This window comes from Intestinirhabdus alba, from assembly GCF_009711095.1.
GTDB lineage: Bacteria > Pseudomonadota > Gammaproteobacteria > Enterobacterales > Enterobacteriaceae > Intestinirhabdus > Intestinirhabdus alba.
Genome location: NZ_WMJZ01000005.1, coordinates 159855 through 175527 on the forward strand (window position 1 = coordinate 159855; position 15673 = coordinate 175527).

The 15673-nt window shown below is 57.8% G+C and carries 17 protein-coding genes and 1 other RNA gene; 6 read left to right on the forward strand and 12 right to left on the reverse strand.

The genetic code is table 11. The features are described 5' to 3' along the window. Nucleotides 1–4 precede the first annotated feature (4 nt). The 3 genes from garR to rnpB all read left to right on the forward strand — a co-directional run bounded on the left by garR (nt 5) and on the right by rnpB (nt 2514). Nucleotides 5–895 (forward strand): 2-hydroxy-3-oxopropionate reductase, encoded by an 891-nt coding sequence (garR, locus tag GJV78_RS05700; RefSeq protein ID WP_155107415.1) that lies wholly within the window; start codon nt 5–7, stop codon nt 893–895. Between the two features lie 64 nt (nt 896–959). Beyond that, nucleotides 960–2105 (forward strand): glycerate 2-kinase, encoded by a 1146-nt coding sequence (gene garK, locus GJV78_RS05705; RefSeq protein ID WP_155107416.1) that lies wholly within the window; start codon nt 960–962, stop codon nt 2103–2105. Between the two features lie 32 nt (nt 2106–2137). Beyond that, nucleotides 2138–2514: RNase P RNA component class A (gene rnpB / locus GJV78_RS05710), an RNA gene on the forward strand. Between the two features lie 119 nt (nt 2515–2633). On the opposite strand, the gene GJV78_RS05715 is transcribed toward rnpB, so the two are convergent. Then, nucleotides 2634–3335, reverse strand: coding sequence for a pirin family protein (locus tag GJV78_RS05715; protein WP_155107417.1), 702 nt, complete (start codon nt 3333–3335; stop codon nt 2634–2636). 104 nt (nt 3336–3439) lie between these two features. Between GJV78_RS05715 and GJV78_RS05720 the strand changes: the two genes are divergently transcribed. Beyond that, entirely contained in the window at nt 3440–4336 is an 897-nt protein-coding gene (locus GJV78_RS05720) for a LysR family transcriptional regulator (protein WP_155107418.1), read from the forward strand. Between the two features lie 59 nt (nt 4337–4395). Here GJV78_RS05720 and GJV78_RS05725 read toward each other — a convergent pair whose 3' ends face one another. The 11 genes from GJV78_RS05725 to exuT form a co-directional block, all read right to left on the reverse strand. Then, entirely contained in the window at nt 4396–4755 is a 360-nt protein-coding gene (locus tag GJV78_RS05725; protein ID WP_155107419.1) for a DUF805 domain-containing protein, read from the reverse strand. A gap of 254 nt (nt 4756–5009) precedes the next feature. Further along, complete coding sequence (locus GJV78_RS05730; protein WP_155107420.1) at nt 5010–5996, reverse strand: glutathione S-transferase family protein; 987 nt, start codon at nt 5994–5996, stop codon at nt 5010–5012. A gap of 185 nt (nt 5997–6181) precedes the next feature. Beyond that, nucleotides 6182–6574, reverse strand: a complete 393-nt coding sequence (locus tag GJV78_RS05735; RefSeq protein WP_155107421.1) for a DoxX family protein — start codon at nt 6572–6574, stop codon at nt 6182–6184. A gap of 217 nt (nt 6575–6791) precedes the next feature. Beyond that, entirely contained in the window at nt 6792–7106 is a 315-nt protein-coding gene (locus tag GJV78_RS05740) for a YqjK-like family protein (RefSeq protein WP_155107422.1), read from the reverse strand. Next, nucleotides 7096–7500, reverse strand: a complete 405-nt coding sequence (locus GJV78_RS05745; RefSeq protein ID WP_155107423.1) for a phage holin family protein — start codon at nt 7498–7500, stop codon at nt 7096–7098. Before GJV78_RS05745 ends, GJV78_RS05740 begins: the two co-directional genes overlap by 11 nt. A 2-nt stretch (nt 7501–7502) precedes the next feature. Further along, on the reverse strand, nt 7503–7808 hold the full coding sequence (locus tag GJV78_RS05750; protein WP_155107424.1) for a DUF883 family protein: 306 nt from the start codon (nt 7806–7808) through the stop codon (nt 7503–7505). 27 nt (nt 7809–7835) lie between these two features. Continuing rightward, nucleotides 7836–8204 carry a DUF1090 domain-containing protein gene (locus GJV78_RS05755; RefSeq protein WP_155107425.1) on the reverse strand — a complete coding sequence of 123 codons (369 nt, stop codon included), beginning with the start codon at nt 8202–8204 and terminating at the stop codon, nt 7836–7838. A 274-nt stretch (nt 8205–8478) separates the two neighbouring features. Then, nucleotides 8479–8862 (reverse strand): EnvZ/OmpR regulon moderator MzrA, encoded by a 384-nt coding sequence (mzrA, locus tag GJV78_RS05760; RefSeq protein ID WP_155107426.1) that lies wholly within the window; start codon nt 8860–8862, stop codon nt 8479–8481. A gap of 4 nt (nt 8863–8866) precedes the next feature. Then, on the reverse strand, nt 8867–9529 hold the full coding sequence (yqjA, locus tag GJV78_RS05765) for a DedA family general envelope maintenance protein YqjA (RefSeq protein WP_155107427.1): 663 nt from the start codon (nt 9527–9529) through the stop codon (nt 8867–8869). A 335-nt stretch (nt 9530–9864) separates the two neighbouring features. Then, on the reverse strand, nt 9865–10641 hold the full coding sequence (exuR, locus tag GJV78_RS05770; RefSeq protein ID WP_155107428.1) for a transcriptional regulator ExuR: 777 nt from the start codon (nt 10639–10641) through the stop codon (nt 9865–9867). A gap of 132 nt (nt 10642–10773) precedes the next feature. Next, the gene (exuT, locus tag GJV78_RS05775; protein ID WP_155107429.1) at nt 10774–12081 is read right to left on the reverse strand and encodes a hexuronate transporter ExuT; all 1308 of its coding nucleotides are present in this window, start codon (nt 12079–12081) and stop codon (nt 10774–10776) included. A gap of 476 nt (nt 12082–12557) precedes the next feature. Between exuT and uxaC the strand changes: the two genes are divergently transcribed. Then, complete coding sequence (uxaC, locus tag GJV78_RS05780) at nt 12558–13970, forward strand: glucuronate isomerase (RefSeq protein WP_155107430.1); 1413 nt, start codon at nt 12558–12560, stop codon at nt 13968–13970. A gap of 14 nt (nt 13971–13984) precedes the next feature. Further along, a complete protein-coding gene (locus GJV78_RS05785; protein WP_155107431.1) occupies nt 13985–15472 on the forward strand; it encodes a UxaA family hydrolase in 1488 nt (495 codons plus the stop codon). Nucleotides 15473–15673: the final 201 nt, after the last annotated feature.

Sequence of the window (15673 nt, forward strand, 5' to 3'; positions counted from 1 at the left end):
AATTATGACTATGAAAGTTGGTTTTATTGGCCTTGGCATTATGGGTAAACCAATGAGTAAAAACCTCATTAAAGCGGGTTACTCGTTGGTGGTTTCTGACCGCAACCCTGAGGCAATTGCAGACGTTGTTGCTGCGGGGGCAGAAACCGCCTCTACGGCTAAAGCCATTGCCGAACAGTGTGATGTCATTATCACGATGCTGCCCAACTCACCGCACGTGAAAGAGGTTGCGCTGGGCGAAGGCGGTATTATCGAAGGCGCGAAGCCGGGTCTGGTGCTGATCGACATGAGCTCTATCGCTCCGCTGGCCAGCCGTGAGATCAGCGAAGCGCTGAAGGCGAAAGGCGTTGAGATGCTGGATGCGCCGGTCAGCGGCGGTGAGCCGAAGGCCATTGACGGCACGCTGTCGGTGATGGTGGGCGGTGATAAGGCGGTCTTCGACAAATATTACGACCTGATGAAGGCGATGGCCGGCTCCGTGGTGCATACCGGCGAAATTGGCGCAGGCAACGTGACCAAGCTGGCGAACCAGGTGATCGTGGCGCTGAACATCGCCGCGATGTCCGAGGCGCTGACCCTGGCCACCAAAGCGGGCGTCAGCCCGGATCTGGTCTATCAGGCCATTCGCGGCGGCCTGGCGGGCAGCACCGTACTGGATGCGAAGGCACCGATGGTCATGGATCGTAACTTTAAGCCGGGCTTCCGCATCGATCTGCATATTAAAGATCTGGCGAATGCGCTCGATACTTCTCATGGCGTGGGCGCACAGCTGCCGCTGACCGCGGCGGTGATGGAGATGATGCAGGCGCTGCGCGCCGATGGTCTGGGCACCGCCGACCACAGCGCGCTGGCCTGCTATTACGAAAAACTGGCGAAAGTGGAAGTCACTCGCTAACAAGAAGGGCGCGCTACGCGCCCTGTAATTCTTGCCTTGCGCGGCACTGTCAGGCGACTTAACTATGAAAATCGTAATTGCCCCAGACTCTTATAAAGAAAGCCTCTCTGCCACTGAGGTAGCACAGGCGATTGAAAAAGGATTTCGGGAAATTTTTCCCGATGCGCAATATGTTTGCGTTCCGGTTGCCGACGGCGGTGAAGGAACCGTTGAAGCCATGATTGCCGCCACGCAGGGCAGTGAACGTTGCGCGCGGGTGACCGGGCCGCTGGGCGAGACGGTGAACGCCAGCTGGGGGCTGTCCGGCGACGGCAAAACCGCGTTTATTGAGATGGCGGCGGCAAGTGGCCTGGCGCTGGTGCCGCCTGAAAAACGCAATCCGCTGATCACCACCTCCCGCGGCACCGGTGAGCTGATTTTGCAGGCGCTGGACAGCGGGGCAACCAGCATTATCATCGGCATTGGCGGCAGCGCCACCAACGACGGCGGTGCCGGCATGGTGCAGGCGCTGGGCGCAAGGCTGTGCGACGCCAGCGGGGCCGATATCGGCTACGGCGGCGGCAGCCTCAGCGCGTTGAGCAGCATTGATATTTCCGGGCTGGACCCGCGCTTAAAGCAGTGCGTAATCCGCGTGGCCTGTGATGTCACCAACCCGCTGGTGGGTGACCAGGGGGCCTCCCGCATCTTCGGGCCGCAGAAAGGGGCGAACGAGGCGCGTATCCTGGAGCTGGATCGCAACCTGGCCCACTACGCCGAAGTGATAAAACGCTCTCTGGGCGTGGAGGTGAAGGATGTCCCCGGCGCGGGCGCGGCGGGCGGCATGGGGGCGGCGTTGATGGCGTTTCTCGGCGCGGAGCTGAAGAGCGGTATTGAGATCGTGATTCAGGCGCTGAATCTGGAAGCGCATATCCGTGACTGTACGCTGGTGGTGACCGGCGAAGGGCGTATCGACAGCCAGAGCGTTCACGGTAAGGTGCCGGTGGGTATAGCCAGCGTGGCGAAGAAATACCATAAGCCGGTGATTGGCATTGCGGGCAGCCTGACGCGCGATGTAGAGGTGGTGCATCAGTATGGTATCGACGCGGTCTTCAGCGTCCTGACCCGCATCGGCACGCTGGAGGAAGCCTTCCGCGGTGCCTTTGATAATATCTACCGGGCCTCGCGTAATATCGCCGCGACGCTGGCGGTGGGAATGCGCTGTAGCGGGTGACAAGGGCGGATAAACCCTCTATACTTCGCGCCGAAGCTGACCAGACAGTCGCCGCTTCGTCGTCGTCCTCTTCGGGGGAGACGGGCGGAGGGGAGGAAAGTCCGGGCTCCATAGGGCAGGGTGCCAGGTAACGCCTGGGGGGGAAACCCACGACCAGTGCAACAGAGAGCAAACCGCCGATGGCCCACTCAGGTGGGATCAGGTAAGGGTGAAAGGGTGCGGTAAGAGCGCACCGCGCGGCTGGTAACAGTCCGCGGCACGGTAAACTCCACCCGGAGCAAGGCCAAATAGGGGTTCATAAGGTACGGCCCGTACTGAACCCGGGTAGGCTGCTTGAGCCAGTGAGCGATTGCTGGCCTAGATGAATGACTGTCCACGACAGAACCCGGCTTATCGGTCAGTTTCACCTTTTCAGACACGGCCCCGCTTCGGCGGGGTTGTTTTTTTGGGGCGGGCCGCCGGCGGTTTCCTGCCCGGCATCCGCCTGACGGGCGGGTTTATTCATCGTCATCGCGCCGCTTCTCCGGCTCAGGTCGGTAAATCTATCAGCAGGGCGCGCAGCGGCGTGTCGGCGACCAGGGTTATGTCAGCCTCGTCATGAATGAATGCGCCGTCGCCGCAGGCCAGCGCCTCGCGCTTCTCCCCGTGCGTTATAGCGTGAAAAGCGCCGTGAATCGACTGCAGCCAGGCGCGCGAACCGCGCAGCGGGAAGCGTTGCGTTTCTCCGGGGGCCAGCCGGATATGCCGCACCCACGCCTGCTGACGCAGCAGCAGGCTCCCCTGCGCGCCGTCGGGTGAGGCAATAAGCTGCTGTTCAGCCATCGTCAGCGGGATGCTCTGCACCGGCGGATTTTCACGCTCCGGGCAGGCGTCAAACCACAGCTGCAGGCGCGTCAGCGGCTTGTCTTTACGGGCGTTATGCTCGCGGTAGCTGATGCCCGGACGGGCGGCGAGCAGCAGCGCGTCGCCGCACTTTGCCCGGACGTAGTTGCCATCGCTGTCGCGGTATTCCGCTTCGCCTTCCAGAATGAGGTTCAGGACGTCCACCTTCGGCCATGTGCGCGGCTGAAAGGCGGCACCGGGTGCCAGCACTTCCTGATTCAGAACCCGCAGGGAGGCGTAGCCCAGCAGCTGCGGATCGAAATAGTGGCCAAAAGAGAAGGTGTAACGCGCCTGTAGCCATCCGTAGTCCGCCTGCCCGCACTGTCCGGCCGTTCGGGGGATAATCATAATTATTGACCTCGCTTAACGTCCTTTTATGTTAAGAGGCTGGACGCTGCATTGTTAGCCAGATATTCTGCCCGGTATGTTCAAATTTCCTGAATGAGATAGCTATGGCGAAAGAGAGGGCGTTAACGCTGGAAGCGCTGCGCGTGATGGATGCGATTGACCGCCGCGGCAGCTTCGCGGCGGCGGCGGATGAGTTGGGCAGGGTGCCTTCCGCGCTCAGCTACACCATGCAGAAGCTGGAAGAAGAGCTGGATGTGGTGCTGTTCGATCGTTCGGGCCACCGGACGAAATTCACCAACGTGGGGCGTATGCTGCTGGAACGCGGCCGGGTGCTGCTGGAAGCGGCGGATAAGCTGACCACCGACGCCGAGGCGCTGGCCCGCGGCTGGGAAACCCATCTGACGATTATTACCGAGGCGCTGGTGCCGACGGCGACGCTCTTTCCGCTGATTGAGCGGCTGGCGGTAAAGTCGAATACTCAGCTTTCGCTGATTACCGAGGTGCTGGCGGGAGCGTGGGAGCGGCTGGAGCAGGGGCGCGCCGATATCGTCATCGCCCCGGATATGCATTTCCGCTCCTCGTCGGAAATTAATTCCCGCAGGCTCTATACCCTGTTGAACGTTTATGTCGCCGCGCCGGATCACCCTATTCACCAGGAGCCGGAGCCGCTCTCGGAGGTGACCCGCGTAAAGTATCGCGGCGTGGCGGTGGCGGATACGGCGCGGGAGCGCCCGGTGCTGACGGTTCAGCTTCTGGATAAGCAGCCGCGCCTGACGGTAAGCAGCATTCAGGATAAACGACAGGCGCTGCTGGCCGGTCTTGGCGTGGCGACAATGCCGTATCCGCTGGTGGAAAAAGATATTGCCGAAGGGCGGCTGCGCGTGGTCAGCCCGGAATCAACCAGCGAGGTGGATATAATTATGGCCTGGCGGCGGGACAGTATGGGCGAGGCCAAAGCCTGGTGCCTGCGCGAAATTCCGAAATTATTTGCCAGGAAATAGTTCGACGCCATCAGATGCCGGCGGCTTCGGGGCAAAAAAATATTGCCCCGAACGAGAAATCAGCTGGCTACGCTACCTTTAGGGTCGGGACCGTATTTATTTTCACCCTCGGTTCCTGCTTTGCAGAAAAATACCAGAAGGATGATGCTGCCAACCAGCGGAATAAAGTGCAAAAACATCATGAAGCCGGAGCGGTCGGTATCGTGCAGACGGCGTACGCCAACGGCGATGGCGGGCACAAGCGTCGCCAGAACATAAATGATGGTGATATACGGAAACTCTAAGCCAATAATCCCCTGAATAACGTTAAGAACGGCAGCCACGATGCAGTTTATCAGCGTAAACATCCAGTATTCCTGACGACGTGCGCGCCCGGAGAACCCCGCGTAATTTTTTAAAACATGTAAATACCATTGCATAATAAAACATCCCTATTTATAAAAACTGGAGAAACATAGCATAACGATTTAGCGATGTCATTTTCAATTTTTCATCTGGCGGCAGGATAATTTATTTGTATTTCTGGTTTTAATGGTAATAGATGAGAATATATATATTATTTATTAATTGGGGCACGACTTCGCTGCGGGGGAAATAAAAAAGGCGGGAGGTTTTCCGCCTTTTTCTCATCGGTGCAAACCCTGCGGATCGGGGAGCACGCCCTTTGCCGCCATCAGGCAAAGCGGCGATCGCGCCCGTGCGGTTCATCCAGATCCTGCCACGGGCCGACGGAAATAATTCCCGTCGGGTTGATGGTCCGATGGCTGCAAAAATAGTGGTGACGGATGTGATCGCTATTAACGGTTTCGGCGACGCCCGGCGTCTGGTAAATATCCCGCAGGAAGCCGTAGAGATTCAGATAGTCGCTGATACGCTGTCTGTCGCATTTGAAATGGGTGACGTAGACCGGATCGAAGCGTACCAGGGTAGTCCACAGGCGGATATCCGCCTCCGTCAGCCTGTCGCCGGTCAGGTAGCGGTGCTGCCCGAGGAGCTGCTCCAGGCGAGCCAGCGCGGTAAAGACACCTTCAACCGCCTCGTCATAGGCCTGCTGGCTGGTGGCGAATCCGGCTTTATAGACCCCGTTGTTCACTTTGTCGTAGATCCAGCCGTTAAGCTCGTCGATTTTTTCCCTTAGCGCCGGGGGATAGTAATCACCGGCTCTGGCTCCCAGCGCATCAAAAGCGGTATTGAACATGCGGATGATTTCAGCAGACTCATTGCTGACGATAGTGTGGTTCTTTTTATCCCACAGAACCGGCACGGTGACGCGGCCGCTGTAGTGCGGATCGGCATGCAGATAAAGCTGGTAGAGGAATTCGTGTTGATAAAGGCGATCGCCCGTTGCCGCCGGGAAGCTATCGTCGAACGTCCAGCCGTTCTCCAGCATGAGCGGATGCACGACGGAGACGGAGATAAACGGCTCCAGTCCCTTTAGTTTACGCAGGATCAAGGTGCGGTGGGCCCACGGGCAGGCGAGTGACACATAAAGATGATAACGATCCTTTTCGGCGGCGAATCCCCCTTTCCCCGTGGAGCCGGGCGCGCCGTCGGCGGTAAGCCAGCTGCGGAACGCCGATACGGAACGCTGAAATTTTCCGCCGGTGGAGCGGGTGTCGTACCAGACGTCATGCCAGACGCCGTCTATAAGTTGTCCCATCTTCTCTCTCCTGCGTAGAGTAAAACGAGGAGCCTTTCCCCCCGTTTTGTCAGTTTATCCCGTCATACGCCAGGCTGCCCGGGCAGCGGCTTATGGCGAGCCGGCTCCCCCTGCATCGCCTGCCCGTCGGGTGGGCAGGGGAAGATGGCCTGACGTTTTGTGTTGCAGGCCGAATGATTCAGCGCTTACCACTTTTTATTCAGCAGGCGGTCGATGCTGTAAGCGCCGGGGCCGGTGAGGGCCAGCAGCAGAAAGCCTCCGGAAATGGTCATGTTTTTCATGAACATCAGGGAGTTTACCCCCTCCGCAAAGTTGCTGTGGAAGATAAAGGCGGTCAGCAGCGTAAAACCGGCGGTAAACAGCGCGGTGGTGCGGGTCAGAAAACCAAAGAGGATCGCCAGGCCGCCGCCAAACTCCAGCAGGATGGTCAGCGGCAGCAGAAAGCCCGGTACGCCCATGGCCTCCATATATTGTTGAGTGCCCCCATAGCCGGTAATTTTTCCCCATCCAGCCGTGATAAACAGGATCGGCATCAGAATACGCGCGATCAGGACACCAACATCTTCTAATTTTTTCATTCTGTTCTCCAGAGAACGATTAAGGCGGTTATTTCTGTTTTATTGAGCAAACTCAGCTTATTCAGCGCGTTTGCGTTCGATGAAGAGAATGATAGACGTGGCAAATGGCAAATGTTAGCGAGTAAAACTGTCAGGATTTATCAAAATAATTGAATGGGGGCCAGGCGTGAACGCCATCGGGCAGAGGAGCCGGATGGCGTTATGATTCAGTGGCGGATTAGCGGTGCGGCGTCTTAATCTGCAGCTGCTGCTGGCGAAGGGTGGACTTAACCAGTCGCCAGGCGCTCCAGACGCCGAGGCCGCGTTTTGCCCAGCGTACCAGCCTGTTGGGGTGACGAACGCTCCAGATAGCCAGGACGCTGCTGCCGGCCAGCGCCCAGGCGCGCAGGCTGAGCAGCGTATTCCAGCTGCGATCGTATGCGCCCGTGCTCTCCAGCCAGTCGCGGCGGCTGGCGGACAGGTCCAGCCGCTGCTGCTGGATTTCGCTCAGCAGGCGCGCCTTGCGCAGTTGGCGTTCGGCCTTACCGCTCATCGGCATCTCCTTCGAGAAGCTGACGATCGTTGGCCAGCTCATGGCGCGTATGGCGCAGCAGGGTGGAGCGCCGCGCCTTGCGCAGCGTCCATATTGCGCCAATAAGCGCCAGAACCAGCAGCACCACCGTGGTGGCGATCATCGCATTGAGGCGATATTGCGCATCGACGGCCCAGATGATGAGGACCATCAGGCTCATCAGGCCAAAAGCGGCAAAAAGCATGGTCAGCCCCAGCATAAGCAATAGCTGGAAAAGGTTAGCTTTTTCCTCTTCTAACTCAACGACCGCCAGCCGCAGACGGGTTTCCGCCATCTCAACGATCAGGGTGACGATCCGCTGCCCGATGCTCAGCACGCTTTTGCCCGGCCCCTGGGCTTGATGAGTATGCGCCATAATCAGCGACGCGCCAGTAGCATACCCAGGACCACGCCAACCGCTGCGCCGATACCAACGCCGGCCCAGGGATTTTCACGGACATAGTCATCGGCGCGAGAGGCCGCTTCACGGGTCTGTTTGGCGATCGCATCACCGGTCTCGCCCAGGCGGTTGCGGCTCTCTTTCAGCGCACGCTCCGCTTTGCTGCGAATCTTACTCAACTCTTCCCTGGACTTATCGCCAGAGGCGCTGAGCACCTCCTCAAGCGTATCGGTCAGGGATTTCAGCTCGGCGCGCAAATTTTCCGATGTATTATCTTTTGACATACCATTCTCCAGATGAGTAAGCAGTGATTAGTACTGACGTGCCTCAAGCTCTTGTAGCTCTTCCTGTGCTTCGGCAAGCTTACGCTCACGTTTCCTGATTTTATCCATATCGCCTTTTTGTTTCGCTTCGACCAGGTCGCGCTCACGTTCAGCGATCTCCTCTTTCTGTCCGGCGATTTTTTTCTGATGCTCGGCGCGAAGCTGGCTGTCGCTGCAGTGCGCCTGGACTTCGCTTAACGCTTTTTTCAGCCCATCAATACGATTCTGATTGTGGTGCTTTTCGGCAAAGCCGATCTCTCGCTGAATCTCCTGCGCTTTCTTCTGGCACAGGGTATTGGCGTAGCTGCCGGCGCTAAACGTAAAGAGGGTAATGGCGAAAGCGATACGGTATTTCATTATGGCGAACCTTCCATTGTGGCCCGAACCTGGCTATCAGGAACGATGATCCAGTGGTTAAAACGGCGGGCCGTGAACCCACCCTGTTAATCATAGACAGAAAACGGTAGATCACCAACGCGGTGATCTGATTCAGATTATTTTGCGGTTGGCGGGAGGCAGGCCGGGCGCGGAGGGGGAGGCCCGGCGGGCAAAATGCGCGGTAGCGGCGCTGAATCGCCCGGGTGTTATCCAGAAGTGCTTAATAAATACTCTTCACGCCGCCCCGCGAACGCTAGCCAAATCGGTGTGCGCTAATCCGCATACGGGTCAGCCACTGCTCCGCCTGGCTGGCACCGTTCTGCTGGGCGATAACGTAGTCTCGCGGCAGCGTCCTGCTCAGTACGACCTTTGCCGCCGCGCTTTGCGCGCGGGTGTCGAAGGTGATCAGCAGGGCGTCATTTTGAGGGGTAATGCTTTTGAAGTGGATGCCGTTGGCGTCCAGATGATGCCAGACGGAAAAGCCGTCCGGTGCGCTGGCCCCATGGTGAATGGCGCGGATTGCCAGCGTGGCGTCCGGCTGGCGAATGGCGGACCAGAAGAGAAGCGCGACGCCAGCCACCGTCAAAAAAGAGGTAGCCCAGGCCAGCTGTCGCAGCGTAATGCGTGGTTTCAGCATCCTTTTAACTCCGGTTTCCATATTTTTTCTTCCACAGAACAACCAGTGAGCCTCCCAGGCCGAAAACAAGCAGCACCAGCGGCAGCAGCATCAGGCAGGCCATCAGCCGATCTTCGTATTTCAGAAATACCGGCGTTTTGCCGAGCAGATAGCCCAGCGACGTCAGAATCAGCACCCACAGCAGGCCGCTCATCCAGTTGAAGAACTGAAAGCGGGCGTTGCTGAGACCGGACAAGCCGGCGATGGTGGGCAGCAGGGTTCTGACAAAGGCGATAAAGCGGCCAATCAGCAGCGCCGACAGGCCGTGTTTATGGAACAGATGATGGGCGCGCTGGTGGTAGTGGGCCGGCAGATGCGACAGCCAGTTTTGTACGATGCGGGTATTGCCCAGCCAGCGCCCCTGAATATAGCTCAGCCAGCAGCCGAGGCTGGCGGCGGCGGTCAGCAGCAGAAGCGTTTGTGGAAAGCCCATCGCCCCCCTTGCTATCAGCACGCCTACCAGAACCAGCAGGCTGTCGCCGGGTAAAAAGGCCGCCGGCAGCAGCCCGTTTTCCAGGAACAGAATCACAAACAGGACAAAGTACAGCATGCCGATCATCGCCGGATTAGCCAGCGTTTCATAATCCTGTGCCCACAGAGCGTGCAGTAATTGGTTCAAAAGTTCCATTCAATATTCCTGATGAAGCGGTTAACGTCATGCCGGTATGCTGAAAAGTGCTGCGTCGTCTATTCGTTATGGTTTTCCGGGCGACGAGCGGACGCAATGTCGCGGCCTGAGCCACTCCTGTTTATTTTGACGTGCTGCCATATAACACGTCGAATTGCATCCAATTGTAACAAAGGTCAGGGTAGTCCGTTAAAGAAATTACGTCGTGTTGCAGAGGGATTTTGCTTATCAAGCGTGAGAGAGGCGAGAGGATTTACACAGGCTGACACTTTATATCTTATGCTTACTCTGTGTCGCCAACAGGCACAGCAGCGCGCCTGTTGGAAGAAGAGTGGCTATTTTGCACCATTGCCGACGGTATCAAGGTGAACCACCGGATTTTCAGTAAACAAATAGCGGTCGGCGTTAAATTCAAAGTCATCGCTGGTTTCATTAAACAGCATCAGCTTGGTGTTCTCCAGATGCTGCCACATCGCCAGCTTGGCCGCGTGCGGATCTTTATGCAGCAGCGCCCGCAGAATCTGATCGTGATCGCCGCACCAGTTGTCTACGGTGCGTAAATCGATGTGGTCATGCAGCTTTTTCCAGTACGGATTGTGCACGCGCTGGGTCCACATTTTTTCGACGATGGCGGCAAGGGCGGAGTTCTGGGTCGCCAGCGCCACCTGCACGTGAAACAGCAGGTCCCATTCGGAGTCGCGGTAATTTTTTTCGTCGCGGGACTTCTCCTGAATTTCCATCAGCTTCATGATGTCCTGCTTGGTCACCTGCGTGGCGGCAAATTCGGCAATGTTGCTCTCAATAAGCTGGCGGGCCTGCAGCAGTTCGAAGGGGCCGTAGCTGGCGAATTCAAGATTTTCATCCGGGGTGACGCTGTACTTCGGCTGGTTGGCGATCACGTGGATACCGGAGCCTTTACGCACCTCGACGTACCCTTCCACCTCCAGCATGATGATGGCTTCACGAACCACGGTGCGGCTGACATTTTTTTCATCGGCGATAAAGCGTTCGGCGGGCAGCTTATCGCCCACCAGATAAACGCCCCGCTCGATACGTTCTTTCAGATCAGCGGCAAGCTGTTGATACAAACGTCGTGGTTCGGCGATTTCCATATGCACTCCAGATATGATACGGCAGACTGTAGTTGTTATACCATTTTCGCGAGGTTGGCTCCACTCGCAGAGACGAAAAAGCCGCCTGTTGAGGGGCGGCTCTGTGGGATTTAACGCGCTTTGCGCGTCAGATCAATTCTGGGCGGCCGGCGTACCGATCTGGGGACCGGAGCCAGAGTCCGTTTCGTTGGCCGGTTTGTTTTGCAGCACCGTCCAGATCACCAGCGCGCCGAGCAGATCGAATACCGCCAGCACCGCAAACAGCGGGCTGAAGCCAATGGTATCGGCCAGCGCGCCGACCACCAGGGCGAACAGGGTGCTCGCCAGCCAGGCGGACATGCCGGTCAGGCCGTTGGCGGTCGCCACTTCGTTGCGCCCGAAGACGTCGGAAGAGAGCGTAATCAGCGCGCCGGAGAGCGCCTGGTGAGCGAAACCGCCGATGCAGAGCAGCATAATCGCCACGTACGGGCTGGTAAACAGACCGATCATCCCCGGGCCAATCATCAGCAGAGCGCCCAGCGTGACCACCATTTTACGCGAAACGATCAGGTTCACGCCGAACCAGCGCTGGAACAGCGGCGGCAGATAGCCACCGACGATGCAGCCAAGGTCGGCAAACAGCATCGGCATCCAGGCGAACATGGCGATCTCTTTTAAGTTAAAGCCATAGACCTTAAACATGAACAGCGGGATCCAGGCGTTGAAGGTGCCCCAGGCCGGTTCTGCGAGGAAGCGCGGCAGCGCGATGCCCCAGAACTGGCGGTTGCGCAGGATCTGCCCCAGGGACATTTTCCTGGCGCTGCTGGTCTGGTGCTGGGCTTCCTGGCCGTTGATGATGTAGTCACGCTCTTCGTCGGTCAGCTTTTTCTGATCGCGCGGGTGCTTATAGAAGATCAGCCAGGACATCGCCCAGATAAAGCTCAGAACGCCGGAGATAATGAACGCCATCTGCCAGCTGTGCATCACGATAGCCCAGACCACCAGCGGCGGCGCGATCATCGCGCCAATAGAGGAACCCACGTTGAAGTAGCCGACGGCGATGGAGCGCTCTTTAGCAGGGAACCACTCGGAGCTGGCCTTCAGGCCCGCCGGGATCATCGCCGCTTCGGCCGCGCCGACCGCTCCGCGCGCCAGCGCCAGTCCGCCCCAGCTGCCTGCCAGCGCCGTTGCGCCACAGAAGACGGCCCAGGCCACAGCGAAAAATGCATAGCCGATTTTGGTGCCCAGAATGTCCAGGACATAGCCCGCTACGGGCTGCATGACGGTGTAAGCAGCGGAGTAGGCTGCGATGATATAGGAATACTGTTGGGTGGAGATGTGTAACTCTTCCATCAGAGTTGGCGCAGCTGCCGCCACAGTGTTACGTGTCAGGTAACCCAGCACGGTGCCGAGCGTCACCAGTGCGATCATGTACCAACGTAACCCTTTAATTTTACGCATGTAAAACCTCATCGTTTTGTTATTTCCGCACCAGGTGCGGCCATTTTCCTCTGTAGAGCCGGAGAATGTGCTGTAACGAAGGGCGTAACCGACAAAAAACGGTACTCCCCGAACGTGCCATCATTAAGTAATCGTGCTAATTCGGTTTCCGTACCGGTCAATCCGATGATGAATTCATCGGTAATTTTGCATTCCGTCGGCTAATGTATTGCGACGGCAGAAAGATAACTTGTCATACATCTTTAAAAGGTGAGTGATATCACAAAAGCGCGATCCTTCGTGTGGACATTATCCCGTTTCAGTAACGCCAGAGCTGGCGCGGTCTGTGGGGGTGTTTACCCCGTGGGGAGTAATTTATTTGTTGAGGTTTATTGATCTTGCTCACGAAAATACCTTCGGTTGCTGGAAATTGGTGTGATAACTTTGACAACATCTAAACATAAGCATCCGACGCACTCGCTGAGAGGAAGACGATAATGACGCCGTTTATGACTGAAGATTTTCTGCTGGATACCGAATTTGCCCGCCGCCTGTACCACGACTACGCAAAAGACCAGCCGATTTTTGACTACCACTGCCACCTGCCGCCGCAGCAGATTGCGGACAACTACCGCTTTAACAACCTGTACGATATTTGGCTGAAGGGTGACCACTATAAGTGGCGCGCAATGCGCACCAACGGCGTGGCCGAGCGCCTGTGCACCGGCGATGCTTCCGATCGCGAAAAGTTTGACGCCTGGGCGGCGACGGTGCCGCACACCATCGGCAACCCGCTGTATCACTGGACGCACCTTGAACTGCGCCGCCCGTTTGGCATTACGGGCAAGCTGCTTTCGCCAGCCACCGCAGACGCCATCTGGGATGAGTGCAACGCGCTGCTGGCGCAGGAGCGCTTCTCCGCGCGCGGCATCATGCAGCAGATGAACGTGAAGATGGTGGGCACCACCGACGATCCGGTAGACTCCCTGGAGCACCACGCCGCCGTGGCTAAAGACAGCTCCTTTGCCATCAAAGTGCTGCCAAGCTGGCGTCCGGATAAAGCCTTCAATATCGAGCTGGCGACCTTCAACGACTATATGGCGAAGCTGGGTGAAGTCTCCGATACGGAGATCCGCCGTTTTGCCGATCTGCAAAGCGCCCTGACCAAACGTCTGGATCACTTTGCCGCCCACGGCTGTAAAGTCTCCGACCACGCCCTTGACGTGGTGCTGTTCGCCGAAGCGAGCGAGGCCGATCTGGACCGCATTCTGGCGCGCCGCCTGGCGGGCGAAACCCTGAGCGAACACGAAGTGGCGCAGTTTAAAACCGCCGTGCTGGTGTTCCTCGGCGCGGAATATGCGCGTCGCGGCTGGGTGCAGCAGTACCATATCGGTGCCCTGCGCAACAACAACCTGCGTCAGTTTAACCTGCTGGGGCCGGACGTTGGCTTCGACTCCATCAACGACCGCCCGATGGCGGAGGCGCTCTCCAGGCTGCTCAGCAAGCAGAACGAAGAGAATCTGCTGCCGAAAACCATCCTCTACTGCCTGAACCCGCGCGATAACGAAGTGCTGGGGACGATGATCGGCAACTTCCAGGGCGAAGGGATGCCGGGCAAAATGCAGTTTGGCTCCGGCTGGTGGTTCAACGACCAGAAGGACGGCATGGAACGTCAGATGACCCAGCTGGCACAGCTTGGCCTGCTGAGCCGCTTTGTCGGTATGCTGACCGACAGCCGCAGCTTCCTCTCCTACACCCGTCATGAATATTTCCGCCGCATTCTGTGCCAGATGATTGGCCGCTGGGTGGCGGCGGGCGAAGCGCCTGCGGATATTCAGCTGCTGGGCGAGATGGTGAAAAATATTTGCTTTAACAATGCGCGCGACTACTTCGCCATTGAACTGAACTAAGGTCCGGGGTTGATATGCAATACATCAAGATCCATGCGCTGGATAACGTGGCGGTAGCGCTCGCTGACCTGGCGCAGGGCGCTGAAGTAAGCGTTGATAATCAGACCGTCACGCTTTGTCAGGAGGTCGCGCGTGGGCATAAGTTTGCGCTGAGTAACATCGCGCGCGGTGAAAACGTCATCAAATATGGCCTGCCCATCGGCCATGCCCTGACGGATATTGCGGCGGGCGAGCATATTCATGCCCATAACACACGTACCAATCTGAGCGATCTGGACGAGTATAGCTATCAACCTGATTTTCAGGACGTTGCGGCACAGCCGGCGGATCGTGAGGTGCAGATCTACCGTCGCGCCGGCGGTGAGGTTGGGGTGCGTAACGAGCTGTGGATCCTGCCGACCGTGGGCTGTGTTAACGGCATCGCGCGGCAGATCCAGAATCGTTTTCTGAAAGAGACCAACAGCGCCGAAGGCATCGACGGCGTTTTCCTCTTCAGCCACACCTACGGCTGCTCGCAGCTCGGCGACGACCATATTAACACCCGCACCATGCTGCAAAACATGGTGCGCCACCCTAACGCCGGGGCGGTACTGGTGATCGGTCTTGGCTGTGAAAACAACCAGGTTGACGCTTTCCGCGAAACCCTGGGTGAATACGATCCTGAGCGCGTGCACTTTATGATCTGCCAGCATCAGGACGACGAGGTGGAGGCGGGGATCGAACATCTCCACCAGCTTTACGAGACAATGCGTCACGACAAGCGCGAACCGGGCAGGCTCAGCGAGCTGAAGTTTGGCCTGGAGTGCGGCGGTTCCGACGGCCTCTCCGGCATTACCGCCAACCCGATGCTGGGGCGTTTCTCTGATTATGTGATTGCCAACGGCGGCACCACCGTGCTGACCGAGGTGCCGGAGATGTTTGGCGCTGAGCGGCTGCTGATGAGCCACTGCCGTGACGAACAGACCTTCGACAAGCTGGTAACGATGGTCAATGACTTTAAGCAGTACTTCATCGCCCACGACCAGCCGATCTACGAGAATCCGTCGCCGGGCAATAAGGCGGGCGGTATTACCACCCTGGAGGATAAGTCGCTGGGCTGCACGCAGAAGGCGGGCTCCAGCCAGGTTGTTGACGTGCTGCGCTACGGCGAAAGGCTGAAGGTCCACGGCCTGAACCTGCTGAGCGCGCCGGGCAACGACGCGGTGGCGACCAGCGCGCTGGCCGGCGCAGGCTGCCACATGGTGCTGTTCAGCACCGGACGTGGCACCCCTTACGGCGGCTTTGTGCCGACGGTGAAGATCGCCACCAACAGCGAGCTGGCGGCGAAGAAAAAGCACTGGATCGACTTTGACGCCGGACAGCTGATCCACGGCAAGGCGATGCCGCAGCTGCTGGAAGAATTTATCGAGGCGATTGTGGCGTTTGCCAACGGCAAGCAGACCTGCAATGAGCGGAATGATTTCCGGGAGCTGGCGATTTTCAAAAGCGGTGTAACTTTGTAATTACCCTTCATCTTTCGCACCGCAGCCGTGCTGGCTGCATTCATTCACCCCGGTCACTTACTGATGTAAGCTGCCGGGGATGAATGAACCTGCCGCCTTGCGGTAGTACGAAATCTTTTGGGGAATGTTATAAAGCCCCCGCTCCTGATAAGTTATTTCGGAAATCCAGATAAGCGTCGCGCCATCTGGCATAACTTAGGG